The organism is Klebsiella sp. HMSC16C06, from assembly GCF_001808325.1.
Lineage (GTDB): Bacteria > Pseudomonadota > Gammaproteobacteria > Enterobacterales > Enterobacteriaceae > Klebsiella > Klebsiella variicola.
On record NZ_KV793007.1, the window covers coordinates 91,901 to 115,601 of the forward strand.

Here is a 23,701-nt window from a genome sequence, read left to right on the forward strand (position 1 = left end):
AGTTGTAGGCCCGGTAAGCGCAGCGCCACCGGGCAACACATCAATACCCCGCCGTTAAATCATCCGGCGAACGCGGATCGGAGGCGCCATACAGCATGCCGTCCGGCCCTACCATGATGCTTTGGGTACTGCCCATCGCCTCTTTCAGCGCCACTTTCTGCCCCTTCGTCTCGAGCAGCTTCAGGGTATCCGGGCTAAAGCCTTTCTCCACCCGCAGCTCATCCGGCAGCCATTGATGGTGGAAACGCGGCGCGTTGGTGGCTTCCGCGACGTTCATCCCGAAATCGATGGTATTGACCACCATCTGCAGTACGGTGGTGATGATCCGACTGCCGCCCGGGCTGCCGGTCACCAGCCAGGTTTTGCCGTCTTTCACCACAATGGTCGGCGACATCGACGACAGCGGGCGTTTTTTCGGCTCCACCGCATTGGCGTCGCCGCCCACCAGACCATAAACGTTAGGCACGCCGGGCTTCGCCGAGAAATCATCCATCTGGTTATTGAGTAAAATACCGGAATCGCCGGCCACAATGCCGGTACCGAAGGTGGTATTCAGCGTATAGGTCACCGCCACCGCATTACCCTCTTTATCGACCACCGAGAAGTGGGTGGTCTGGTTGCTTTCATACGGCGCCAGCTTGCCCGGGCGGATCTGACTGGAAGGCTTCGCCTTGTTGACGTCGATCTCGGCGGCAATTGCTTTGGCATAGGCTTTGCTGGTCAGCGCCTGCCACGGCACTTTGACGAAGTCAGGATCGCCGAGATATTCAGAGCGGTCGGCATAGGCGTGTTTCTCCGCCTCCGCCATCACCTGCATAGCATCGGCGCTGCCAAAGCCATATTTCTGCATATCGAAGTTTTCGAGGATATTGAGGATCTGCACGATGTGGATCCCGCCGGAAGACGGCGGCGGCATGGAATAAACCTCATACCCGCGATATTCGCCGCTAACCGGCGTACGCTCCACGGCCTTATAGCTGGCAAGATCGGCTTTGGTGATTAGCCCGCCGTGCTTTTTCATCTCGTCAGCGATCTGGTCGGCGATGGCCCCTTTATAGAAGGCCTCCGGGCCGTGCTCGGCAATCAGCTCCAGGCTCTTACCGAGATTCTTTTGCACCAGCCGGTCGCCCTTTTTCAGCGGCTCGCCGTTCTTCCAGAAGATCGCTTTACTGTTTTCATGCTGCGGGATCACTTCGCTGCCATAGGTCTTCAGATCGTCCGCCAGCGCATCGTTAACGATAAAGCCCTCTTCTGCCAGCTTAATCGCCGGGCGGATCACTTTGTTCAGCGGCATGGTGCCGTACTTTTCCAGGGCGAGGGAGAAACCGGCGACGCTGCCTGGCGTGCCGGAGGCCAGATGCGAAGTCAGTGATTTTTTACTGTCCGGGTTGCCCTGGTCGTCAAGGAACATGTCGCGGGTGGCCTGTTCCGGCGCCATTTCGCGGAAATCGATCGCCGTGGTCTTGCCGTCTTTAGTCCGCAGCATCATAAAACCGCCGCCGCCGATATTCCCGGCCTGCGGATGCGTGACCGCCAGCGCGTAGCCAACCGCCACCGCCGCATCGACAGCGTTGCCGCCCTGGCGCAGAATATCCACGCCGACGCGGGTCGCCAGCGCGTCCACCGACGCCACCATCCCCTGCCGGGCGCGTACCGGGTGGAACACATCTTCTTCTACGCCATAAGAGACTGGCGGCGGCGGTGGCGGATTGGCGGCGACGGTGAAACTACCGCCCGCCAGCAACGCAGCGATGACCACCTGGCGCCATATTGTTGTTTTTATCATTGTCTTACTCCTGAAAGGTAGGTTTCATTCCCCGCTTAAGCCTGGTTGATAACTCCTAAAAAATCATTGTTATGGCGGATTCGAGGTACACTTAAGTGATCCCACGCACGGGAGGAGAAAACCATGAAAGCGATTCTGTTTCTGGCGGCGCTGATGCCGCTTGGCGTATTAGCCCAGCCGATCAATATTAATAACAACCCTAACCAGCCGGGTTACGTGGTGCCCAGCCAGCAGCGCATGCAAAATGAGATGAAGGTGCAGCAACAGCAGCAGCAGAGCATGCTGAAGCAGGATCTGAACAATCAGACCCGCTCGCAGCAGCAGCATTTGCAAAACCAGTTGCAGACGAATCAGCAGCGCGCGGCCCAGGGCGGTAATCTCAATCCGCCGCAGCAGGTGCTACCGAACAACAACGGTGGAATGCTGCGGCAGACCAACCCGTAAAGGTCAGCCGCCGCAAATCCGTCTTAAGGGTGGAAATTCGGCCCGATGACGTCAATGGCATCGGTGCAGATGCAATCTACCCCCCAGCGCAGCAGCTCGGCGGCGCGCTGGGGTTTATTGACCGTGTACACCAGAATATGCAGGCCGGCCTGTTTCAGGCTCGCCACCCGCGCCGCATCCAACAGCTTGTGATTGAGGTGAATCGACACGCAGCCCAGCCGGGTGGTCAATTCGCGCCAGTCATCGCGCCACTCATCCAGCAGCAGCCCGCGCGGCAGCTCGGGCGCGGCTTCCTGCGCCGCCTCCAGAGCATCGATTTCAAAAGAGGAGAGCAGCGGCGCGGTCATGCCTTGCCACAGATCGCGCGCAGCCAGGGCCACCACGTTGCCGGTCTGCGGCCCCAGCCCGGTGGTCGGCTTAATTTCGATATTCGCCATCATACCGTGACGGCGGCAGCGCTCCGCCACCTGAGAGAGCAACGGCAGCGGCTCGCCCTTAAATTCACGGCTGAACCAGCTGCCGGCATCGACCTTCAGCAGATCGTCCCACGCCAGCTCGCCCGCCACGCCCCAGCCGTTGCTGGTGCGTTCGAGATTATCGTCGTGCAGCAGAAAGATCTGCCCGTCCTTCGACAGCTTGACGTCAAATTCAATCATCGTGTGCCCGTAGCGGGCGCCAACGTCTATAGCCGCCAGGGTGTTCTCCGGCGCCAGTTTACCGCCGCCGCGATGGGCGACGATGCGGGGATAAGGCCAGTTACTCATGCGCGTTGTCCTGTTTCACCATCAAAGAGATGCAGATGTTCCAGGGGCAGATGCAGCCATAGCGTGCTGCCGCCCGCCGGGCGCTGCTGATGCGGCAGTCTGACCACCAGCTTCTGCTCGCCCCAGCGCCCGTGGGCGAGGTTATCGGCACCTAAAATTTCCAGGGTATCCATCAGCAGCGGGATGCCGCCTTGCGCCTGCGAGCTTAAAATAAAGTGCTCCGGGCGGATACCGAGCGTCATTTTACGCCCGGCGTAGCGCCGATGCTCGTGATTCATCGGCAACGCCATGCCACCGGCCAGCTCGAAGCGGCCGCCGTCATCGCTCACCCGCCCTTCCAGCAGATTCATGGCCGGGCTGCCGATAAAGCTTGCCACAAAGCGGCTGGCGGGCTTCTCATACACTTCCACCGGGGTGCCGATCTGCTCGGCAACGCCTTTATTCATCACCATCACCCGCTGGGCCAGGGTCATCGCTTCGACCTGATCGTGGGTGACGTACAGCGAAGTCGTTTTCAGGCGGCGATGCAGCTGCTGCAGTTCCAGACGCATCTGCACGCGCAGCTTGGCGTCGAGATTTGACAACGGTTCGTCGAACAGGAATACCGCCGGGTCACGCACGATAGCGCGGCCCATCGCCACGCGCTGGCGCTGACCGCCGGAGAGCTCCCGCGGGCGACGCTTGAGCAGACCATCCAGCTCCAGAATACGCGCCGCCTCCTGCACCCGCTCGGCAATCAATCCCTTACCCATGCCGCGGATCTTCAGCCCCCACGCCATATTCTCTTCCACGCTCATATGCGGATAAAGCGCATAGTTCTGGAACACCATGGCGATGCCGCGATCTTTCGGTTCCATCTCAGTCACCCGTTTGCGATCGATCCAGATATCGCCGCTGGTCACTCGTTCAAGCCCGGCGACCATCCGCAGCAGCGTTGATTTCCCGCAGCCCGACGGGCCGACCATGACGATAAATTCCCCGTCCGCCACGTCCAGCGTCAGCGGTTGAATCACCTGGGTTTTGCCATCCCAGCTTTTGCTTACTGCCTGTAGTTTTAAACCAGCCATTTTATTTCTCACTATCGACCAGGCCACGCACAAAGGCGCGCTGCATGGCTAAAACGATGACGACCGGCGGGATCAGGGTCAGCAGCATCGCCGCCATCACCTGATTCCACTGGGTAGTACCTTCGCCGGTGGCGATCATGCCTTTAATACCGGCGACGGCGGTGCCAAGATTCACATCCTGAATAATCAGCAGCGGCCACAGATATTGGTTCCAGCCGTAGATAAAGGTGATGACGAACAGCGCCGCGAGATTGGTTTTCGACAGCGGCAGCACGATGTCGCGAAAGAAGCGCATCGGCGAAGCGCCATCGATACGCGCCGCTTCAATCAGCTCGTCCGGCAGGGTCATAAAGAACTGGCGGAACAGGAAGGTGGCGGTGGCCGAAGCCATCAACGGCAGCGTTAACCCGGCGTAGCTGTCGAGCATGTTGAGGTTAGCGATGACCTCCACCGTCGGGAAAATCCGCACCTCAACGGGCAGCATCAGGGTGATAAAGATCATCCAGAAGAACAGGTTACGCAGCGGAAAGCGGAACCAGACGATGGCGAACGCCGAAAGCATCGACACCACGATTTTGCCGACCGTAATGGCGAACGCCATGATGAAACTGTTGAGCATCATCAGCCAGAACGGCGCGCTGTTGACGCCGACGCCGTTCACCCAGATGGTCTTCATGTTCTCCAGCAGATGGCCGCCGGGGATCAGGGTCATCGGCGTTTCAAACACCGATTGGTTATCCAGCGTCGCCGCCACGAAGGCGACGTAGAGCGGGAATAAAATGACGGCAATGCCCAGAATCAGCATGGTGTGGCTGAAAATCGTCAGCCCGCGACGGTTCTCAATCATTGGTAACGCACCTTACTTTCAACGTAACGGAACTGCACCACCGTCAGGATAATAACGAGGAACATCAGCACCACCGACTGCGCGGCGGAAGCGGAAAGATCGAGTCCGGCAAAACCTTCGCGATATATTTTGTAGATTAGGGTGGTGGTGGCCTGCACCGGGCCGCCGGCGGTGGCGGCATCGATCACCGGGAAGGTGTCGAAGAAGGCGTAAACCAGGTTGACCACCAGCAGGAAGAAGCTCACCGGCGCAATCAATGGCAGCGCCAGCTTAAAGAAGCGACGAATGGGCCCGGCGCCGTCAATGGCGGCGGCCTCAACCAGCGAACGCGGGATCGACTGCAGCGCGGCGAAGAAGAACAGGAAGTTATAGCTTATCTGCTTCCATACCGAGGCGAAGACCACCAGGAACATCGCCTGGCCGCTGTTTTGCGCGTGGTTCCAGTCGTAGCCCAGCTCGCCGAGGAAATGGGTGATCAGCCCGCGCCCGGGGTTAAAAAGGAAGATCCACAGCACCGCCGCGACGGCGGGAGCCACGGCGTACGGCAGCAGCATCAGCGTTTGATAAAAGCGGCTGCCTCGCACCACATAGTCGACCAGCGCGGCAAAAAACAGCGAAACGAGCAGGCCGCTGACAGTCACCAGGGTGCTGAATTTTATAGTGGTCCAGAACGAGTCCAGATAGTACGGGTCATGAAACAGCGCAACGAAGTTATCCAGGCCGACAAACTGGCTGGAGAGACCAAACGGATCGACACTCTGCAGCGAGTACCACAGCGCTTCGCCCGCGGGCCAGATAAAGAAAATCAGCGTGATAATCAGCTGCGGCGCGACCAGCACATAGGGCAGCCAGCGCGAGCGGAATACCGGACGGGATGATGACATTGAGATTGGGTTCCTGAACAATGCCGGGAGGCGGCTACGCCTTACCCGGCCTACATAGGGCACATCGTAGGCCCGGTAAGCGCAGCGCCACCGGGCAAGTTACAGATTACGATTTGGTCGCTTGCTCGAAGCGACGCAGCAGCTGATTCCCACGCTGAACAGCGGAATCCAGCGCCTGTTGCGGGGTTTTCTTGCCGGTCCACACGCTCTCCAGCTCTTCATCGACGATGGTGCGGATTTGCGGCATGTTGCCCAGACGCAGGCCTTTGGTGAACGGCAACGGCGGCTTGTTCAGCATCTGGCGGGTGGCGATATCGGCGCCCGGGTTCTTATCATAGAAGCCCTGCTGGCGCGTCAGATCGTAGGCCGCAGTGGTGATCGGCAGATAGCCGGTTTTCTGGTGCCATTCGGCGGCGATTTCCGGTTTGGTCAGGAAATCGAGGAACTTCGCCACGCCGGTGTAAGTCTCTTTGTCTTTACCCTGCATCACCCACAGGCTGGCCCCGCCGATGATGGCGTTCTGCGGCGCGCCTTTCACGTCGGCATCGTATGGCATCATGCCGACGCCGTAGTTGAATTTGGCATACTGACGAATATCGGCCAGCGAGCCGGATGACGCGGTAGTGATCGCGCAGTCGCCGTTATAGAACTTCTCGGTGGACTCGTCTTTGCGCCCGAAGTAGCTGAAATCACCCTTCTTGTTCATCTCTTCGAGCAGGGCGATATGCTTCACCTGCTCCGGCTTATTGAACTCCAGTACCGCATCGGTACCGTCGAAGCCGTTATTTTTCGTGGCCACCGGCAGACCATGCCAGGCGCTGAAGTTTTCAATCTGGATCCAGCCCTGCCAGCCGCTGGCGTACCCGCACTTCATCCCGGCGGCTTTCAGCTTCGCGGTATAGGCCGCCAGATCCTGCCAGGTCTTCGGCGGCTGCTCCGGATCTAAGCCGGCTTTTTTGAAGGCGTCTTTGTTGTAGTACAGCACCGGCGTAGAGCTGTTAAATGGCTGGGAGAGCAGATGGCCGGTTTTCGAATCGGTGTAATACCCGGATACCGTCGGCACGAACTGCGATTCATCAAACTTGATGCCCGCCTCGCTAAACACCTGGTACACCGGCTTAATGGCTTTTGACGCCATCATGGTGGCGGTGCCGACTTCATACACCTGCAGGATCGCCGGGGCGTTGCCGGTACGGAAAGCGGCGATACCAGCACTCAGGCTCTGTTCATAGTTGCCTTTGTATACCGGAACGATTTTGTAATCAGGATTGGCCGCGTTAAAGCGTTGCGCCAGAGAATCCACTTCTTTACCCAGCTCGCCTTCCATTGAGTGCCAGAATGGGATGGTGGTAACCGCCAGGGCCTGACCGGCAAAAGCCAGGCTCAGCGCCAGTCCTAAAGCTGTATGTCGTAACGATATCATCGGTTATCTCTCTTGTTGTGCCGAATGCGCGATTTCACGCGTTTTATGCTCGCGGGGTAACATGACATGTTCGAATTACAGAAAAATAACTTTTTTATTACAAAAAAAAGATAGTAACGGGTCAGAGAGATGACAAGCCGATGAAAGGACGGGGAAAGTAAAGTGGGAGCTGAGACACGGATAATAGTTGCGCGATCGGCTCCCGGGGTCGGCGCAAGCGCCTCGCCCGGGCTACAACGGCTTGGATAGCCCGGCCAAGCGAAGCGCCGCCGGGTTGCAACGATTTAACCGTCATCCGCGCAAACGCGCGACAATCTGTTCCAGGGTAAGTTGCCCCGCTGCCGCCTCGACGGTCATGCCGACGAAGTCCGGGTTCGCCGGCAATATAATTCCATTTCGCTTTAAAAAAAGCAGGGTAATAAACAGTGCCGTACGCTTATTTCCATCATTGAAAATATGGCCGCGAGAAATCGCCAGCAGGTGCATCGCAGCGAGTCGCCACACGTCTGTCACACCTTCATATTCAATTTTGTTTAGCACCCTATACATTATCGCTTCGGCACGCCCCGGGTCGGGCATACCGGCAACGCCAGGCGTGACGCGGAGCAGCCTGTCGTGAAACTGTATTATCTCTTCCGCTGAGATAATCTGCAGCGTCATTTATCCGCAAGCTCCCTGATCTCATCACCATGAACCGCCATAATAGCCGCGAACTCATCATCCATTCTGGCCGCCTGGTAGCGTTCAAACTCTTCTGCACTAATGATGACCGCAGATTTATGCCCACGACGGGTAATGGTCACAGGTATACCTGTCACTGCGCTTTCCAGCACATCGGCCAGATTTTGTCGGGCTTCGCTATAGTTAACCGTTCTCATAAATACCTCCAAAGCTGTACTCTTTTATTGTACAACATACATGTACAAAAAAAGAGCCATCAGGCTCTTTTAAAGGTATTTATGCGATCGGCTCCCGGGGTCGGCGCAAGCGCCTCGCCCGGGCTACAACCCGGCGAAGCGAACGACGCCGGGTTGCGATGAATTAACCGCCGAGATAGGCGCTGCGCACCGCCTCGTTGGCCAGCAGCGCGTCGCCGGTATCCTCCAGCACCACGTGGCCGTTCTCCAGCACGTAGCCGCGATCGGCCAGCTTCAGCGCCTGGTTGGCGTTCTGCTCGACGAGGAAGATAGTCATCCCCTGCTCGCGCAGCTGCTCGATGGTGTCGAAAATCTGCTGAATGATAATCGGCGCCAGCCCTAATGAGGGCTCATCAAGCAGCAGCAGGCGCGGCTGGCTCATCAGAGCACGACCGATCGCCAGCATCTGCTGCTCGCCGCCGGACATGGTGCCGGCGCGCTGAATACGGCGTTCATGCAGACGCGGGAACAGCTCATACACCCATTTGATGCGGGTCTGGAACTGATCGCGGTCGGCAAAGAAACCGCCCATCGCCAGGTTCTCTTCCACCGTCATACGCGAAAAGACGCGCCGCCCTTCCGGGACGATCGCCACCGCTTCACGCATGATTTTCGCCGTCTGCCAGTCGGTAATATCCTTACCGTCAAAGACAATGCGCCCGCTGGAGGCGCGCGGATCGCCGCACAGCGTGCCGAGCAGGGTGGTTTTCCCCGCGCCGTTGGCGCCGATCAGCGTGACGATTTCACCCTGTTTGATATGCAGGCTGACGTTGTGCAGCGCCTGAATCTTGCCGTAGTGGGCGCTGACATTGTCAAAAGTTAACATCGCGTTTTCCATCTTATGCCTCACCAAGGTATGCGCGGATCACGTCCGGGTTATTACGAATCTCTTCCGGCGTCCCGTTGGCCAGCGGTGTCCCCTGGTTTACGACGTAGATACGATCGGAAATGCCCATCACCAGCTTCATATCGTGTTCGATAAGCAGGATGGTGGTGTTGTGATGGTTACGCAGCTCGGCGATAAGCTCGTCCAGCTCTTTGGTCTCTTTCGGGTTCAGCCCCGCCGCAGGTTCATCGAGCATAAGAATTTCCGGCTGGGTCACCATGCAGCGGGCAATCTCCAGCCGGCGTTGGTCGCCGTAGGCCAGGTTGCTGGCCTGACGGTTGGCGTGCTCCAGCAGGCCGATACGCTCCAGCCAGGTGGCGGCCCGATCCAGCGCTTCGCTCTGCGCGCGACGGAAGGCCGGCGTTTTCAGCAGGCCGGAGAAGAGCCCGGTTTTCAGCTGCTGATGTTGCGCCACCAGCAGGTTTTCAATCACCGTCATTTCGCGGAACAGACGCACGTGCTGGAAGGTTCGCACCACCCCCATCCGCGCAATCTGCTGGCCCGGCAGCCCTTCCAGGTGCTGGTCGCGCAGCATAATGGTGCCGCCAGTGGGCTTGTAGAAACCGGTCAGGCAGTTAAAGACGGTGGTCTTCCCGGCGCCGTTGGGGCCGATCAGCGAGACAATCTCGCGCTCTCTGAGCTCCAGCGACACATTGTTGACGGCCAGCAGGCCACCGAAACGCATCATCAGGCCGCTGACGGATAATAATGGCTGACTCATGCCTGCTCTCCTTTCGCCTGACCGTTTTTCAGCTTCAACTGCACGCGCGTCATTGGCAGCAGCCCCTGCGGACGCCAGATCATCATCAGCACCATCAGGCCGCCGAGCATTAACATGCTGTATTCGTTGAAGTCACGCATCAGCTCGCGCGAGACCACCAGCAGAATAGCCGCGAGGATCACCGCGAACTGCGAGCCCATCCCGCCCAGCACCACGATCGCCAGCACGAAGGCCGACTCGGCGAAGGTGAAGGATTCCGGGCTGACGAAGCCCTGGCGCGCAGCGAACAGCGTCCCGGCGAAGCCAGCAAACGCGGCGCTGATGGTAAAGGCGGTCAGCTTGATGCGCGTCGGGCTCAGGCCCAGCGAACGACAGGCGATCTCATCTTCACGCAGCGCTTCCCACGCCCGCCCCAGCGGCATTCGCAGCAGGCGGTTGATGACGAACAGGCTGAGCACGACCAGCAGCAGCGCCACCAGGTAGAGGAAAATCACCCGATCGGAGGGATCGTATTTGACGCCGAAGAAATTGCTGAAGGTATCCCAGCCGCCTTCGCGGGCGGTACGGCTAAATTCAAGGCCGAAGAAAGTCGGTTTCGGGATCTGGCTGATGCCGTTCGGCCCGCCGGTGATCTCGGTATTGTTGAGCAGCAGAATACGCACAATTTCACCGAAGCCTAAGGTCACAATCGCCAGATAGTCGCCGCGCAGACGCAGCACCGGGAAGCCCAGCAGGAAGCCGGCCGCCGCGGAGACCAGGCCAGCCAGCGGCAGACAGGTCCAGAAGCCGAGACCGTAATAGTGGTTCAGCAGCGCGAAGGTATACGCGCCGATGGCGTAGAACCCGCCGTAGCCCAGCACCAGCAGGCCGGAAAGGCCGACCACCACGTTCAGCCCGAGGCCGAGGATGATATAGATCATCGTCAGGGTGGCGATATCCACCGTACCGCGCGACACCATAAACGGCCAGGCCACGGCGATCACCAGCAAGGCTATCAGGAACAGCTTCTGCTTCACCGTTGAGCCGTCAATCGCCGGCATAATAAACTTCGGCCCGGAGACGTTCTTAACCGCTTTCTGGAACAGCGGCCGCAGCAGCTGGAAGAAAAAGACCACCGCGGTGCCGATAAAGATCCACTGCCAGCGAATATCGGCGGCGGTATCGACCACCAGCTTGGTGCCGTCCAGCTCCAGCTGCACGCCCATAAAGACGCCCGCCAGAATGAAGAACATCACGGCAGACAGCAGCGCCATTGCAATTTGCATCGGTTTCATACTTTTTCCACCTCCGGGCGGCCCAGAATGCCGGTCGGCATCACTAACAGCACCAGAATCAGCAGCGCGAAGGAAACGACGTCCTTATATTCGGTGCTGAGATAGGCAGAAGAGAGCGCCTCGGCAATACCCAGGATCAAGCCGCCGATCATTGCGCCAGGAATACTGCCGATACCGCCGAGCACGGCGGCGGTGAAGGCCTTCATCCCGGCCATAAAGCCGATATAGGGGTTAATCACGCCGTAGAACTGGCCGAGCAGCACGCCCGCCACCGCCGCCATCGCTGCGCCGATGACAAAAGTCAGGGCGATGACGCGGTCGGTATTAATGCCGAGCAGGCTCGCCATTTTCAGATCTTCGGCGCAGGCGCGGCAGGCGCGGCCCATCCGCGAGTAGCGAATAAACAGCGTCAGGGCCAGCATGGCGATAAAGGTCACCACCCAGATCACCAGTTGCATGGTGGTGATCGTCGCGGAGAAGCTGTCGCTGTGGCCGACGATCCACTGGCCGTTAAACAGGCTTGGCAGCGCCACGTCGCGCGACCCCTGGGTCAGGCTGACGTAGTTCTGCAGGAAGATAGACATCCCGATAGCGGAGATCAGCGCAATCAGGCGCTTGGAGTTACGCACCGGCCGATAGGCAACGCGCTCGATACTCCAGCCGTAGGCGCTGGCAATCACAATGGCGCCCACGAATCCGGCGGCGACCAGCAGCCAGCTGGTGTCGATGCCCATCATCATCAGCGCGGCGATGATCATGAAGGAGACATAGCTACCAATCATGTAGACCTCGCCGTGGGCGAAGTTGATCATGCCAATAATGCCATACACCATCGTGTAGCCGATGGCGATCAGCGCATAGGTACTGCCCAGCGTGACGCCGTTAAACATCTGCTGCAGAAAATAGAGAAACTGCTCGGACATAAGGTAACCTTTTTCAAACCGCCCGCGGTTCGCGGGCGGAGGGATAACTCGTCTTCAGCGCTTATTTCGCCGCGCTCGAAGAGCCGTCGGCGTGCCACTGGAAGACACCAAACTCAAATCCCTTCAGATCGCCTTTTTCATCCCAGGTCAGCGGCCCAATCACGGTTTTCGCCCCGTGCGCTTTCAAATCTTTGATTAAATCCAGCGGCTGCTGGCTGCCGGTTCTGTCCATCGCCTGCGCCAGCGACTGAACGGCGGCATAGGTGATCCAGACGTACGGCCCGCTCGGATCTTTCTTCTCCGCTTTCAGCGCGTTGACGATGGCGCTATTGGCAGGGTCCTGATCGTAGCGTTTTGGCATTGTCACCAGCATGCCTTCCGCCGCGGCGCCCGCGATATTGGACAGCGAGGCGTTGCCGACCCCTTCCGGCCCCATAAACACGGTTTTCAGCCCGACGGAGCGCGCCTGGCGCAGCATCTGGCCCATTTCCGGGTAGTAGCCGCCGTAGTAGACGAAGTCAATGTTCTCTTTCTTCAGGCGCGCCAGCAGGGCGGAGAAATCTTTTTCCCCCGCGGTGATGCCGTCGAAGAAGACGATATTGGCCCCGGCTTTCTTCAGGTTGTCCTGCACCGAACGCGCCAGCCCTTCGCCGTACTGCTGCTTGTCATGAATGATGGCGATACGCTGCGGTTTCACTTTCTCGACGATATATTTCGCCGCGGTCGGCCCCTGCGAGGAGTCGAGGCCGGCGGTACGCATGATGTACTGATAACCGCGCTGGGTCAGCTCCGGATTGGTCGCCCCGGGGGAGATCATCAGGATGCCTTCATCCTCATAGATGTCGGAAGCCGGCTGGGTGGAAGAGGAGCAGAGGTGGCCGATAACGTACTGAATGCCGTCGTTGACGATTTTGTTGGCCACCGCGACCGCTTGCTTCGGATCGCAGGCGTCGTCATATTCGACGGCCACCAGCTTGTCACCCTTAATACCGCCGCTGGCGTTGATGTCTTTAATCGCCTGACGCGCGCCATTGAACTCCATGTCGCCCCACTGGGCCACCGGACCCGACATCGCGCCGACCACGGCGACCTTAATATCCTTGGCCATCGCCGCGTGCGACATCGCTAATGCGACAATGCCCGCGACGATGGTTTTCGCGTTCCTTTTCATGCTGCAGAACCCCGTTCGTGATGTGGTGTAAATGTTTTGTATTTTTATGGTTAAAAAGCATTCTGTGCTTTTATTAAACAACGCCATTTTTACCATTGAGTTTAATGGTTTAGCGCAGCTTTTCACTAAAAAACAGATTAAAATCTCTATTTTTCAGTCGATTAAGCAAAGATAATATTCTGTATTTTGGTGAAGATAAACAAAAAAAAGTCCATCCTGCAGCATAAAATAACGATACATAAGGCGGAATAAAACGCTGCGCATTAGGTTAAAATTCTGCTTATTTTTCGATCCATGACGGATTGCGCTACCCTGACAACGTCAGGAAAACGAATCCCCTGATGTACGCGCAAAAAACAGCGCTCCGCCAGACAGCAATTTTGGGTACACTGGCGCCTCTGTTTTGCACTGGATTTGCCGCCCATGAAACTGACCATTATCCGTTTACAGCACTTCAGCGATCAGGATCGCATCGACCTGGGGAAAATCTGGCCGTCGCAGGATCTGTCGACCCTAACCCTGGACGAGAATCATCGTCTCTACGCCGCCCGCTTTAACGAACGCCTGCTGGGCGCCGTGCGCGTCACCCTGCGCGGCGTCGAAGCCGAGCTCAGCGATCTGTGCGTGCGTGAAGTGACCCGCCGCCGCGGCGTCGGGCAATACTTAGTGGAAGAGACGTTGCGTGATAACCCGGCCATCAATAGCTGGCGCGTCGCCGACCAAGGGGTGGAGGACCGCGGCGTGATGGCCGCATTTATGCAGGCGCTCGGCTTTAGCGCCCAGCAGACCGGTTGGGAAAAGCATTAAGAAAAGCGTTCGTTGGGTAAAACAGCGCTTGTTTGTTGCCTCCCGGCAACGGAATAAAGCCCAGCTGTGGGTAAACGGCTGGGCTTGTTTATTTCATACTGCGACGATAATGCCATGGTGCCCCGAACGCGAAGCTGCGGATTGGCCTGTCAGATATTCGCCAGGGCAAAGGCCCACATGATATTTCAGAATTTAACTCGCAAGTGCACGTTTCCCCTGTGCTTCACGTGAGGTAAGATTCGCTGACGCGTAAAATTGCGCAGAAAGTATTCAGCGCAACGCGATCATCAGCAGTCAACATGGAATAAACATATGGAAATGTATATCGGACTGGCTATTGTCGCCGTGATCCTTATCTGGGCGATCTTCACTTATAACCGTTTTATCTCTCTACGCCGTTTCAAAGATGAAGCCTGGAGTGGCATTGCCGTCCAGCTCAAGCGCCGTCACGATCTGGCGCCCAATCTGTTCAGTCTGGTCAAACGCTATGCGCAGCACGAAAAAGAGCTGCTGGAAGAGATTGGCCGCCAGCGCAGCGTCCTGATCGGCAATCCCCAACAGGTGGCCGACAGCGAGCAGCAATATGCCGGAACGTTGAGCCGTATATTCGCCCTGGCGGAAGCCTATCCGGAACTCAAAGCCAGCGAAAACTTCCTCTCGCTGCAGCAATCCCTTAGCGAAATAGAAGAACAGCTGCAGATGGCCCGCCGTTACTTCAACGCCACGGTCCGCGAGTTTAATATTCTGGTGGAGTCTTTTCCCAGCCTGCTGCTGGCCCGCCTGTTTAGCTTCAGGGCGGAACTTTTCTTTGAACTGGAGTCCCCTGAAGAAGCCAAATTGCCACGGATGGAGTGACCCATGTCCACCTGGTCCATGCGGATACTGCGCAGTATTGGCCTGTTGCTGCTGCTGTTGAGCAGCCCTGGTTCAGCCGTCAGCGACGATAAAGCTATCACCGATGCCTCGCCACCCCCGGCTAATGCCCGCCGGGTCCCCGCGTATGAACATATTCTCTTTTTCGATTCCCTGGCGCGTTTTCAGCCAAATGGCAGCATGGAGATGCGGGAAAATATCACCGTGCTAGCCCTGGAAAAGGAGATCCGTCGGGGGATTTTCCGCACGCTGCCTCTCAACTGGCACCGACAGGACGGCAAAATTTTTAGCGTTGATTACGCCATCAAATCGGTCTCGCGCAATGGACTCCCGGAACCCTACAGCCTCGATCGCACGACAAAAACGCTGACCGTGCGCATTGGCAGCGCCGATCGCATCCTGAAGCCAGGTATTTATAACTATGAAATTCGCTATCAGGTTAGCCACCATTTCAGCCGCTTCCCCGACTGGGATGAGCTTTACTGGAACGTGACAGGCAACGACTGGAGCTGGCCAATCGGAAAAGCCCGTTTCCAGCTTGCACTGCCTGACGCCGCCGGGCAGTTGAATGCGGATGGCAGAGATGCAAGGTTGCGCACCATTGATGTTTACACCGGTCGTCCGGGGGCGAAAGATCACCATGCGATCATCCTGCCTGATGGCAGCATACAAACGTCGCGCCCCCTTGCCGCCGGCGAAGGGCTGACCGTGGTCTATACCTGGCCCCGCGCCATTCTGGCAAATGCCATCGCCCCCGAAGCGGTTTGGCCGTTGGTCCATTTACTGGTGCCGACGCTGGCCACCAGCGTTATCTGGCTTCCCCTACTACTGCTTGTTGGTTATTACGGGCTGTGGTGGCGCAAAAACGTCACAGCGACGGGTTTAAAAATGCCGCCGGTGACGCCGCAATTTTCGCTGCCCGCCGCAATGTCGCCAGGCTATCTGCGCTTTATTACGCAATGTAAGTATGACGATGTGGCATTCAGTAGCGATTTGCTGGGGCTGGTAGCCAAACGAGCCATCACATTGACGAGGAAAAAAAACCAGACCAAAGGCGCATGGTCTTCATCCCCTGTTGATGAGCAGTGGCTTTCCCGCCAGCCAGACGAAAAGCATAAGCCGCTGAATCCCATAGAGAAGCAGCTGATGAGCCTGCTTTTCAGCGCTAAACGTAAGAACATTAATCTCAGTACGCCCCATCAAACGTTGATGCAAAACGCGCGCAGGTGGCTGGAAAAAAGTTGTGAAGAGCAGAAACCGCAGCTATGCCGGACATGGGGTAAACCGCTGCGTCATTGTATTTATATTGCTCTGCTGGTTCCGATCGTTTGCGGCATCGGATTTAGCCCGGCGGCAGCGGCGCTCACCGTTCCCAGTCTGCTGTTTGTATCGGTCGGCGGGGTAATGACGTACTTGTGCCTGAAGTTTTTACGCAACCCGATGAAAACACTGCGTAGTTTAGGACCAGTTATGATCCTGATGGCGCTGGTATTTAGCCCTTTCGCCACCGTGGCGGGAGGCGTTTTCCTGCTCGGCATGTTACCCATCACCCAACTTCCTGCCGGATACCTGGGCGCCTTGCTGACAGCCATCGCATTGTGCGCGCTCGTCGCCTGGAAAACGCCACGCTATACGCAGAAGGGGTTAAACGATCTGGCCGTCGCCAAGGGATTGAAGCTGTATATTAAAACAGCCGAAGAGAAGCGTTATCAGACACTTTAACAACCTGACCAGATGGTCACGCACTTTGAAAGCCTGCTGCCGGTCGCTCTGGCGCTCGGCGTAGGAAAGACCCTGGCGAACACTTTTGCCCGATACTTAAGCAGCACCGGCGCGATGTCGGAAGTGTTACAGCAGACGGACTGGCGGGACATGCATCATTTCTACCAGAGCTGTCATTCCGCAGCCAGTGAGAAACCGGTGCGGCGTTCAGAAGGTGGCTCTTCAGGGTCGGGCTATAGCGGTTCCGGCTCTTCCGGCGGCGGATCGTCAGGAGGCGGTTCCGGCGGCGGCGGCGGTGGCGGCTGGTAAGAGAAGGCCGGATAGCATTTATCCGGCCAACAAAGCTGCGGCGTGAAAGGCCCCCACCCATTTAACCCAGCATTTCGCGTTGCAAAAAGGCGTCAAGACCCGAAATCCCCGGGAGCTTACATCAGTAAGTGACCGGGGTTGAGGGCCGCAGACAACGCATTTGCAGCGTGAAAGGCGCCGGTTAAATTATTTGGCGTCGGTCGCCGTACCGTTAGCATGCCAGGTAAAGACCCCGAACTCGAACCCTTTCAGGTCGCCTTTCTGATCCCACGACAGCGGGCCCATCACGGTGTCTACCGTCGCGCCTTTCAGGTATTTAGCGATTTCCGCCGGATCGTCAGACTGATTCAGGCCCGCCTGCAGCGACTGCAGCGCCGCGTAGGTGGTCCACACGAAGGCGCCGCTCGGATCCTGTTTCTTCGCCTTGATCGCATCCACGATCGGTTTGTTCGCCGGCACCTGGTCGTAGTTCTTCGGCTTGGTCACCAGCAGGCCTTCCGCCGACTCGCCGGCGATGTTAGACAGGGAGACGTTCGCTACGCCTTCCGGGCCCATAAACTGGGTTTTCAGACCGGCAGCACGGGCCTGACGCAGGATCTGGCCCATTTCCGGGTGGTAGCCACCGTAGTAAACGAAATCGATATTCTCTTTCTTCAGGCGCGCCACCAGGGTGGAGAAATCTTTCTCACCGGCGGTGATGCCGTCGAAGAAGACCACGTTCGCCCCGCCTTTTTTCAGGCCATCCTGCACCGCACGGGCCAAACCTTCACCGTACTGCTGTTTATCATGTACCACAGCGATACGCTGCGGCTTCACTTTGTCGAGAATGTATTTCGCTGCGGTGGGTCCCTGATCGGAGTCCAGGCCGGTGGTGCGCAGGATCAGCTTATAGCCGCGCGCGGTCAGCTCCGGTGCAGTCGCTGCCGGCGTGATCATCAGAATGCCTTCGTCTTCATAGATGTCAGACGCCGGCTGAGTGGAAGAGGAGCACAGATGGCCAATAACGTACTTGATGCCGTCGTTGACCACTTTGTTGGCGACCGCTACCGCCTGTTTCGGGTCGCAAGCGTCATCATATTTGACGATCTGCAGCTTATTGCCCTTGATGCCGCCCTTGGCGTTGATATCCGCTACCGCCTGCTCGGCGCCGGTAAACTCCTGGTCGCCGTACTGAGCCACCGGGCCGGACATCGCCCCGACGACCGCGATTTTGATATCTTCCGCCAGCGCCGCGCTGCTCATAACTAAGGCAATACATCCTGCCAGTAACGCTTTACCCTTCATATTCATCCTGAGGCTCCCCATTATTATGGTTTTTGCATTTGTTGTGATGTTGTTTGTTAGCGCATTATTTTGTTTATATCGATAGGAAAAGCATATGATAGCTAATCCACCGGGGGCTGCTCGCGCTTTTGCAGCACACTATGCTAAACATACCGTCATTCTGAGGAATTTGAAACGACTAAATTGCGGGCTATGTAACAGATAAGTGACAAATAAAAAAACCGCGCCAGCATGAACCGGACGCGGTGCAAAACAGGCCCTGATTACCAGCCAGCGGGCAGGTAGCCTACCGCGGACGCTATCGCGTAGACGGCGCTGCAAAGATACAACAACACAATGAAGCATTGGATAAGCGGATGGGTCATCCAGGCCGGACAGGTCCAGCCTGGGGTCAGGTCGCCACGCTGGCGGGCGCCCTTCAGCATCAGGATCGGCATAATTGATAAAATGACGCCGCTGAACACTCCGGCAAAATAGAGCGCGTTGACGAAAGAAACCATGCCGCTATAGGCCAGCACGAACGGCGGGATCGCCACCACCAGCAGCACCATCAGGCGACGGGCGGGCTGTTCGTCATTCCCCAGGCGGAACTGATCGAAGATATTGGTCAGAAAGCTTCCGCCCAGCCCCCAGTAAGAGGTCAGCATGGCGCACAGCGCAAACAGGTTGGCCGAGAAGAACGCCCATTCGCCAAGCGCCCGGCCCCAGGAGATGGTGGCCACATCCGAGATATTGTCCAGGCCATTAAGCGAGATAACCGATAGCGGCACCAGCGCCAGCAGGGCAAAGGTCAAAGCCATACCGACCATAATGGCCCTGGGCAATTTTTCCGGTTTGTCGGCGAAGCCCCGCGCCATCTCCGGCACGATATACTGTGCCGAGAAGCAGAATGCCACGACGTTGAAGACCGGAACCATATACAGCCAGTTGCCGTCGAGCAGATAGCCCACGCGGGTGGTCTCTTTCAACAGCGTGGCAATCACCAGCACCGAGATCATCACCACCATGCCGATGCTGATAAATTTCTCGCCGCGGCCGATCGCCTTCAGGCCCAGGTAGAGCACCCCTGCCGCCGGGACGAAAAACAGCACGCTGCCCAGCGCCGGCGAGATGCCAAACAACGAGTGCAACAGCTTGCCGCTGCCGGTCATATAAGCCGTCAATGCGCCGACGCTGTTAACGCAAACGGAGAGGAACATCATCAGCGCGCCAAAACCGCCGACGTAGCGCTTCGATAAACCACTGAGCTGCAGATGTTTACGGGTGCGGAGCGTGGATTCCGCGACATAGAGCATAGTCACCGTCGTCAGGCTGCCCACCAGCACCAGCCAGAACAGCAGCGGTAAGAAGCCCGCTTTGCTCGACGCATAGGCGATAGAGAGGACACCCGCACCGATATTGGTACCGACAATCATCGATACCCCTTCGATGAAGCTCAGAGATTTTGTAGGGACAGCCGTACGTTCCCGGCCGGTGAGGACGGGAGAAAAGGTGGAGTTTTCAGACATAATACTTTCCGTTTTACTCCGGCGGTTTTTACCGCCGGAAAAAAGGTGATATCAGGGTGATAAACCACTCACGCTGAGCATGAACAGCTGGCTGCGGTGTCCTGTTTCTGTTCGGCTTCCGTGCCGCCGCAGCCCGCCGGGGAGACGTTAGCTCTTCAGGATGCGCGCCAGAATATCCAGCGCTTTCGAGAACTGGGCGTCGGGGATAGTCAACGGATACAGGAAGCGGATCACGTTGCCGTAGACGCCACAGCTCAGCAGCAGCAGGCCGTTTTCCTGCGCTTTCTGTTGCACCTGGCGGGTGAACTCCGGCGACGGCTCGCCAGTTTGCGGATCGTTAAACTCCACCGCCACCATCGACCCCCGGCCACGGACATCCACGATCGCCGGGCAGGTGGCGCGCGCCTGGTTGAGCACCTCCTGCAGATGGCTACCCAGCTGTTCAGCCCGTTGACACAGCTGCTCTTCGGCAATGACATCCAGCACCGCGTGCGCCGCGGCCACCGCCAGCGGGTTACCGGCATAGGTTCCGCCCAGCCCGCCTGGGGCTGGCGCATCCATCACCTCGGCGCGACCGACAACGCCCGACAGCGGGAAACCGCCGGCGAGGCTTTTCGCCATCGTCATCAGATCCGGTTTCACCTGATAGTGCTGCATAGCGAACAGCTTGCCGGTGCGGGCGAAACCGGTCTGCACTTCATCAGCGATCAGCAGAATACCGTGGGTATCGCACAGATCGCGCAGCGCCTGCATAAAATCGGCCGGCGCGACGTTAAAGCCGCCTTCCCCCTGGATCGGCTCGAGGATGATGGCCGCTACCTGGTCCGGCGCAATATCCGCTTTGAAAATGCGCTCCAGGCTTTTCAGCGCATCCGCGGTGGTCACGCCGTGCGCCGCATTCGGGTAGACACCGTGATACACCGAGCCCGGGAAGGGCCCGAAGCCGATTTTGTAGGGCGCGACCTTACCGGTGAGGGCCATGGTCATAAAGGTACGGCCGTGGAAGCCGCCGCCGAAAGTAATCAGCCCCGGGCGGCCGGTGTAAGCGCGGGCAATTTTCACTGCGTTCTCAACCGCTTCCGCGCCGGTGGTGAAGAAAGCCGTTTTTGCCGGCCCGTCAATTGGCGCCAGATCGTTGATACGCTCCGCCAGCGAAACATAACTTTCGTACGGCACAATCTGATAGGCGGTGTGGGTGAACGCCTGCAGCTGATCGGCGACCGCGGCGACCACTTTCGGATGACGGTGGCCGGTATTTAACACGGCGATCCCGGCGGCGAAATCGATCACCTCATTGCCTTCGATATCCCACAGCGTGGCGTTTTCCGCCTTCTCGACAAAGTAGTTACACATTACGCCTACGCCGCGCGGCGTCGCCTGCTGGCGACGTTGATTCAGTTCTGAGCTTTTCACCTGCGAATCTCCTGTCGTGTATGTCACGTTATCGCAACAAATTAGAAACGATGTCGTTTATTTACACAGGAGTTGGCCCTATAATCGAGTACCAATTTCGAATATCTGAGGGATCCAATTGCGTTCGCTGGTGGGTGACCTGGTACTGGTCCGTCTGCAGGAAGAGCGGGATCCTCTTCTGCACAAACGCTTATATAACGCGCTGCGCCGCGCGATCCTCGATGGTTCACTGGCGCCGCAAAGCCGCCTGCCGCCGTCGCGCGATCTGGCGGGTGAACTCGGCGTATCAAGAAACACCATATTAACAACTTATGAACAATTACTGGCGGAAGGATATGTGGTTTCCCGCCGGGGAAGTGGAACATTCGTTGCCCAAACCGCCCCTGAGAGCTCATTGACGGCTAAAGGTCAGCAAGAAAACAGCAGTATCGCGGCACCAACGGTGCATCTTTCACGCCGAGGCCAACATCTGCTCGGCCAGGTCAGCGCCAGCCCGCGCCAGTGGGGGGCGTTTATACCCGGCGTGCCGGACGTTAACGCCTTTCCCCATCCGCTGTTCAGTAAGATCCAGGCCCGTATCAGCCGTCGGCCCAAGCCGGAGCGGCTCAGCTATAGCTGCAACGGTGGCACCCCGGAACTGCAGCAGGCGCTGGTGGATTATCTGCGCGTGTCGCGCGGCGTCCACTGTCAGGCAGATCAAATTCTTATCACCGAGGGGATCCACCAGGCGATCGATCTGGTCACCCGCATGCTGTGTGATAACGGCGATCTGGCGTGGGTGGAGGAGCCTTCCTATTGGGGGATCCGCCACGTGCTGGCGATGAACGACGTTCGGGTGGAACCCCTGACCGTCGATGCCAACGGCCTGTGCCCGCCGGAAACGGTTGACGACGCGCCGAGGCTCATCTTCGTTACGCCTTCCCACCAGTACCCGCTGGGCGCGGTGATGAGCCTTGAGCGCCGCCAGCGACTGCTGGCGCTCGCCCGTCAGCAGGGGAGCTGGATCGTCGAAGATGATTATGACAGTGAGTTTCGCTTTTCCGGCCAGCCGATCCCCGCCCTGCAGGGTCTGGTCCCCGATGCCCCGGTGGTCTATATCGGCACCTTCAGCAAAACGCTCTATCCCGGCCTGCGCCTGGGCTACGTGGTGCTCCCCCGTCCGCTGGTCAGCGATCTGAAGCACGCCCATGCCGAGCTTTACCGCGGCGGCCATTCGCTGATCCAGATGGCGCTGGCGGAGTTTATTACCGCCGGCCACTATTCGGCCCATATCCGCCGTATGCGGTTGCTCTACAGCCGTCGCCGCGCCTTTTTAACTGAGCTTATCCAGCGGCACTGTATGCCGTACGCCCTGTCTGACTTCAGCGATAATGCCGGGCTGCATTTGATCCTCAATTTGCCCGCAGAGGCTGACGATGTGGCGATTGCCAAAGAGGCTAATGCGCGCCACATTCTGGTGCGGCCACTGTCGCGCTACTACCTGACGGCGGCGCGGAAGAAAGGATTACTGATGGGATTCGCCAGCCAGCCCGAAGAGCAGATGGCGCCGGCGTTCAGCATCTTACTCGGCTGCCTGCAGACGCACTGCCCGCAGATGCTCCTGCCCCGGGAGGACGCAGAAAAACAAAACGCCCCAACCTGAGGCGGGGCGTTATCGGGGAGCCTGATATCAGGTATCAGGCAGGCGTGGCGTATCAGGCTTCGATAGCGGCACGCAGTTTTTTCATGGCGTTCTTTTCCAGCTGACGCACACGCTCTGCGGAGACGCCGTAGCGGTCGGCCAGTTCCTGAAGCGTGGACTTGTTGTCTTCGTCCAGCCAGCGGGCGCGGATGATGTCCTGGCTACGCTCGTCCAGGCCCTGCATCGCGTCAGTCAGCTTATTCGCCGCCTGCTCTTCCCAGTTGTCGTCTTCGATGCCGTCGGCAAAGTTAGACGTTTTGTCCTGCAGATACAGGACCGGCGCCATCGGCTGGCTGTCGGACTCATCGTCGGAAGACATGTCGAAGGTCATGTCCTGGGCCGCCATGCGGGATTCCATCTCGCGGACGTCTTTGCTCGACACTCCCAGCTCACGGGCCACCATTTCCACTTCATCCTGGTTGAACCAACCCAGACGCTGTTTGGTTTTACGCAGGTTAAAGAACAGCTTACGCTGTGCTTTGGTGGTAGCGACCTTCACAATACGCCAGTTACGCAGCACGTATTCGTGAATTTCGGCTTTAATCCAGTGCACGGCGAAGGAGACCAGGCGCACACCCACTTCCGGGTTGAAGCGACGCACGGCTTTCATCAGGCCGATATTGCCTTCCTGGATCAGATCCGCCTGCGGCAGGCCATAGCCCGAGTAGTTACGAGCAATGTGAACAACAAAGCGCAGGTGAGACAGAATCAGCTTTTTCGCTGCTTCCAGATCGCCCTGGTAATGCAGCTTTTCAGCAAGCTCCCGCTCTTCATCAGCCGACAGCATCGGCCAAGTGTTAGCGGCCCGGATGTACGATTCCAGGTTACCAACGGGGGCTAAAGCTAAAGTTTGCATTTCTTTGGTCATTCAAATCCTCTCAATTGATATCTTCTGACGCGTTCTTGTCCCCATCAGGCAACAAGCATGCCAGCATTCATGAGCAACGAGAATATCACTCACATTAGTATCAGACAGTGATTTTATCCACAAGTTCCA

21 protein-coding genes and 1 pseudogene are annotated in these 23,701 nt (G+C 57.9%); 5 read left to right on the plus strand and 17 right to left on the minus strand.

Annotated features, from left to right (window positions below; translation table 11 throughout):
- Window positions 1–40: 40 nt before the first annotated feature.
- On the minus strand, window positions 41–1,786 hold the full coding sequence (ggt, locus tag HMPREF3142_RS16715; protein ID WP_008806980.1) for a gamma-glutamyltransferase: 1,746 nt from the start codon (window positions 1,784–1,786) through the stop codon (window positions 41–43).
- Window positions 1,787–1,909: 123 nt separating this feature from the next.
- Between ggt and HMPREF3142_RS16720 the strand changes: the two genes are divergently transcribed.
- Complete coding sequence (locus tag HMPREF3142_RS16720) at window positions 1,910–2,230, plus strand: DUF2756 family protein (RefSeq protein ID WP_008806979.1); 321 nt, start codon at window positions 1,910–1,912, stop codon at window positions 2,228–2,230.
- Window positions 2,231–2,253: 23 nt separating this feature from the next.
- On the opposite strand, the gene ugpQ is transcribed toward HMPREF3142_RS16720, so the two are convergent.
- The 12 genes from ugpQ to livK form a co-directional block, all read right to left on the minus strand.
- Window positions 2,254–2,994, minus strand: coding sequence for a glycerophosphodiester phosphodiesterase (ugpQ, locus tag HMPREF3142_RS16725; protein ID WP_023298301.1), 741 nt, complete (start codon window positions 2,992–2,994; stop codon window positions 2,254–2,256).
- Window positions 2,991–4,061, minus strand: coding sequence for a sn-glycerol-3-phosphate import ATP-binding protein UgpC (locus HMPREF3142_RS16730; RefSeq protein WP_008806977.1), 1,071 nt, complete (start codon window positions 4,059–4,061; stop codon window positions 2,991–2,993). Before HMPREF3142_RS16730 ends, ugpQ begins: the two co-directional genes overlap by 4 nt.
- Before the next feature lies 1 nt (window position 4,062).
- A complete protein-coding gene (gene ugpE, locus HMPREF3142_RS16735; RefSeq protein ID WP_008806976.1) occupies window positions 4,063–4,908 on the minus strand; it encodes a sn-glycerol-3-phosphate ABC transporter permease UgpE in 846 nt (281 codons plus the stop codon).
- Entirely contained in the window at window positions 4,905–5,792 is an 888-nt protein-coding gene (gene ugpA / locus HMPREF3142_RS16740; RefSeq protein ID WP_012967120.1) for a sn-glycerol-3-phosphate ABC transporter permease UgpA, read from the minus strand. The genes ugpE and ugpA overlap by 4 nt, the downstream gene beginning before the upstream one ends.
- A gap of 106 nt (window positions 5,793–5,898) precedes the next feature.
- Window positions 5,899–7,215 (minus strand): sn-glycerol-3-phosphate ABC transporter substrate-binding protein UgpB, encoded by a 1,317-nt coding sequence (ugpB, locus tag HMPREF3142_RS16745; RefSeq protein ID WP_008806974.1) that lies wholly within the window; start codon window positions 7,213–7,215, stop codon window positions 5,899–5,901.
- A gap of 291 nt (window positions 7,216–7,506) precedes the next feature.
- The gene (locus HMPREF3142_RS16750) at window positions 7,507–7,875 is read right to left on the minus strand and encodes a type II toxin-antitoxin system death-on-curing family toxin (protein ID WP_002920800.1); all 369 of its coding nucleotides are present in this window, start codon (window positions 7,873–7,875) and stop codon (window positions 7,507–7,509) included.
- Entirely contained in the window at window positions 7,872–8,093 is a 222-nt protein-coding gene (locus HMPREF3142_RS16755) for a type II toxin-antitoxin system Phd/YefM family antitoxin (RefSeq protein WP_032731361.1), read from the minus strand. Before HMPREF3142_RS16755 ends, HMPREF3142_RS16750 begins: the two co-directional genes overlap by 4 nt.
- 163 nt (window positions 8,094–8,256) lie before the next feature.
- Window positions 8,257–8,970, minus strand: a complete 714-nt coding sequence (livF, locus tag HMPREF3142_RS16760) for a high-affinity branched-chain amino acid ABC transporter ATP-binding protein LivF (protein ID WP_004145133.1) — start codon at window positions 8,968–8,970, stop codon at window positions 8,257–8,259.
- Between the two features lies 1 nt (window position 8,971).
- On the minus strand, window positions 8,972–9,739 hold the full coding sequence (gene livG / locus HMPREF3142_RS16765; protein ID WP_008806972.1) for a high-affinity branched-chain amino acid ABC transporter ATP-binding protein LivG: 768 nt from the start codon (window positions 9,737–9,739) through the stop codon (window positions 8,972–8,974).
- Window positions 9,736–11,013 carry a branched chain amino acid ABC transporter permease LivM gene (gene livM, locus HMPREF3142_RS16770; protein ID WP_008806971.1) on the minus strand — a complete coding sequence of 426 codons (1,278 nt, stop codon included), beginning with the start codon at window positions 11,011–11,013 and terminating at the stop codon, window positions 9,736–9,738. The genes livG and livM overlap by 4 nt, the downstream gene beginning before the upstream one ends.
- A complete protein-coding gene (gene livH / locus HMPREF3142_RS16775) occupies window positions 11,010–11,936 on the minus strand; it encodes a high-affinity branched-chain amino acid ABC transporter permease LivH (RefSeq protein WP_012540389.1) in 927 nt (308 codons plus the stop codon). The genes livM and livH overlap by 4 nt, the downstream gene beginning before the upstream one ends.
- A gap of 61 nt (window positions 11,937–11,997) precedes the next feature.
- On the minus strand, window positions 11,998–13,107 hold the full coding sequence (livK, locus tag HMPREF3142_RS16780; RefSeq protein WP_002920808.1) for a high-affinity branched-chain amino acid ABC transporter substrate-binding protein LivK: 1,110 nt from the start codon (window positions 13,105–13,107) through the stop codon (window positions 11,998–12,000).
- A 423-nt stretch (window positions 13,108–13,530) separates the two neighbouring features.
- Between livK and panM the strand changes: the two genes are divergently transcribed.
- The 3 genes and pseudogenes from panM to HMPREF3142_RS16795 all read left to right on the plus strand — a co-directional run bounded on the left by panM (window position 13,531) and on the right by HMPREF3142_RS16795 (window position 16,818).
- Window positions 13,531–13,914, plus strand: coding sequence for an aspartate 1-decarboxylase autocleavage activator PanM (gene panM, locus HMPREF3142_RS16785; RefSeq protein WP_012540387.1), 384 nt, complete (start codon window positions 13,531–13,533; stop codon window positions 13,912–13,914).
- A gap of 312 nt (window positions 13,915–14,226) precedes the next feature.
- On the plus strand, window positions 14,227–14,769 hold the full coding sequence (locus HMPREF3142_RS16790; protein WP_012540386.1) for a LemA family protein: 543 nt from the start codon (window positions 14,227–14,229) through the stop codon (window positions 14,767–14,769).
- Between the two features lie 3 nt (window positions 14,770–14,772).
- Window positions 14,773–16,818: pseudogene (locus HMPREF3142_RS16795) on the plus strand (DUF2207 domain-containing protein).
- Window positions 16,819–17,004: 186 nt separating this feature from the next.
- Here HMPREF3142_RS16795 and livJ read toward each other — a convergent pair.
- The 3 genes from livJ to HMPREF3142_RS16810 all read right to left on the minus strand — a co-directional run bounded on the left by livJ (window position 17,005) and on the right by HMPREF3142_RS16810 (window position 21,023).
- Window positions 17,005–18,108 (minus strand): branched chain amino acid ABC transporter substrate-binding protein LivJ, encoded by a 1,104-nt coding sequence (livJ, locus tag HMPREF3142_RS16800; protein WP_002920812.1) that lies wholly within the window; start codon window positions 18,106–18,108, stop codon window positions 17,005–17,007.
- A gap of 257 nt (window positions 18,109–18,365) precedes the next feature.
- On the minus strand, window positions 18,366–19,610 hold the full coding sequence (locus tag HMPREF3142_RS16805) for an aromatic amino acid transport family protein (protein ID WP_008806968.1): 1,245 nt from the start codon (window positions 19,608–19,610) through the stop codon (window positions 18,366–18,368).
- A 147-nt stretch (window positions 19,611–19,757) separates the two neighbouring features.
- Window positions 19,758–21,023: a 4-aminobutyrate--2-oxoglutarate transaminase gene (locus HMPREF3142_RS16810; protein WP_032740291.1), complete on the minus strand. Its 1,266-nt coding sequence runs from the start codon at window positions 21,021–21,023 to the stop codon at window positions 19,758–19,760.
- Window positions 21,024–21,141: 118 nt separating this feature from the next.
- Between HMPREF3142_RS16810 and HMPREF3142_RS16815 the strand changes: the two genes are divergently transcribed.
- Entirely contained in the window at window positions 21,142–22,665 is a 1,524-nt protein-coding gene (locus tag HMPREF3142_RS16815) for a MocR-like pyridoxine biosynthesis transcription factor PdxR (protein ID WP_032740292.1), read from the plus strand.
- 52 nt (window positions 22,666–22,717) lie between these two features.
- Here HMPREF3142_RS16815 and rpoH read toward each other — a convergent pair whose 3' ends face one another.
- A complete protein-coding gene (rpoH, locus tag HMPREF3142_RS16820; protein ID WP_002920815.1) occupies window positions 22,718–23,572 on the minus strand; it encodes an RNA polymerase sigma factor RpoH in 855 nt (284 codons plus the stop codon).
- Window positions 23,573–23,701 lie beyond the last annotated feature (129 nt).

What these genes read in the sequence shown, in the direction of transcription:
- HMPREF3142_RS16805 (WP_008806968.1), bottom strand. Translation starts at nt 19,610, where the DNA reads ATGTCTGAAAACTCCACCTTTTCTCCCGTCCTCACCGGCCGGGAACGT.
- HMPREF3142_RS16790 (WP_012540386.1), top strand. Translation starts at nt 14,227, where the DNA reads ATGGAAATGTATATCGGACTGGCTATTGTCGCCGTGATCCTTATCTGG.
- livG (WP_008806972.1), bottom strand. Translation starts at nt 9,739, where the DNA reads ATGAGTCAGCCATTATTATCCGTCAGCGGCCTGATGATGCGTTTCGGT.
- livH (WP_012540389.1), bottom strand. Translation starts at nt 11,936, where the DNA reads ATGTCCGAGCAGTTTCTCTATTTTCTGCAGCAGATGTTTAACGGCGTC.
- ggt (WP_008806980.1), bottom strand. Translation starts at nt 1,786, where the DNA reads ATGATAAAAACAACAATATGGCGCCAGGTGGTCATCGCTGCGTTGCTG.
- ugpB (WP_008806974.1), bottom strand. Translation starts at nt 7,215, where the DNA reads ATGATATCGTTACGACATACAGCTTTAGGACTGGCGCTGAGCCTGGCT.
- rpoH (WP_002920815.1), bottom strand. Translation starts at nt 23,572, where the DNA reads ATGACCAAAGAAATGCAAACTTTAGCTTTAGCCCCCGTTGGTAACCTG.
- HMPREF3142_RS16755 (WP_032731361.1), bottom strand. Translation starts at nt 8,093, where the DNA reads ATGAGAACGGTTAACTATAGCGAAGCCCGACAAAATCTGGCCGATGTG.
- livF (WP_004145133.1), bottom strand. Translation starts at nt 8,970, where the DNA reads ATGGAAAACGCGATGTTAACTTTTGACAATGTCAGCGCCCACTACGGC.
- HMPREF3142_RS16730 (WP_008806977.1), bottom strand. Translation starts at nt 4,061, where the DNA reads ATGGCTGGTTTAAAACTACAGGCAGTAAGCAAAAGCTGGGATGGCAAA.
- HMPREF3142_RS16750 (WP_002920800.1), bottom strand. Translation starts at nt 7,875, where the DNA reads ATGACGCTGCAGATTATCTCAGCGGAAGAGATAATACAGTTTCACGAC.
- panM (WP_012540387.1), top strand. Translation starts at nt 13,531, where the DNA reads ATGAAACTGACCATTATCCGTTTACAGCACTTCAGCGATCAGGATCGC.
- ugpQ (WP_023298301.1), bottom strand. Translation starts at nt 2,994, where the DNA reads ATGAGTAACTGGCCTTATCCCCGCATCGTCGCCCATCGCGGCGGCGGT.
- livK (WP_002920808.1), bottom strand. Translation starts at nt 13,107, where the DNA reads ATGAAAAGGAACGCGAAAACCATCGTCGCGGGCATTGTCGCATTAGCG.
- ugpE (WP_008806976.1), bottom strand. Translation starts at nt 4,908, where the DNA reads ATGATTGAGAACCGTCGCGGGCTGACGATTTTCAGCCACACCATGCTG.
- livJ (WP_002920812.1), bottom strand. Translation starts at nt 18,108, where the DNA reads ATGAATATGAAGGGTAAAGCGTTACTGGCAGGATGTATTGCCTTAGTT.
- HMPREF3142_RS16720 (WP_008806979.1), top strand. Translation starts at nt 1,910, where the DNA reads ATGAAAGCGATTCTGTTTCTGGCGGCGCTGATGCCGCTTGGCGTATTA.
- ugpA (WP_012967120.1), bottom strand. Translation starts at nt 5,792, where the DNA reads ATGTCATCATCCCGTCCGGTATTCCGCTCGCGCTGGCTGCCCTATGTG.
- livM (WP_008806971.1), bottom strand. Translation starts at nt 11,013, where the DNA reads ATGAAACCGATGCAAATTGCAATGGCGCTGCTGTCTGCCGTGATGTTC.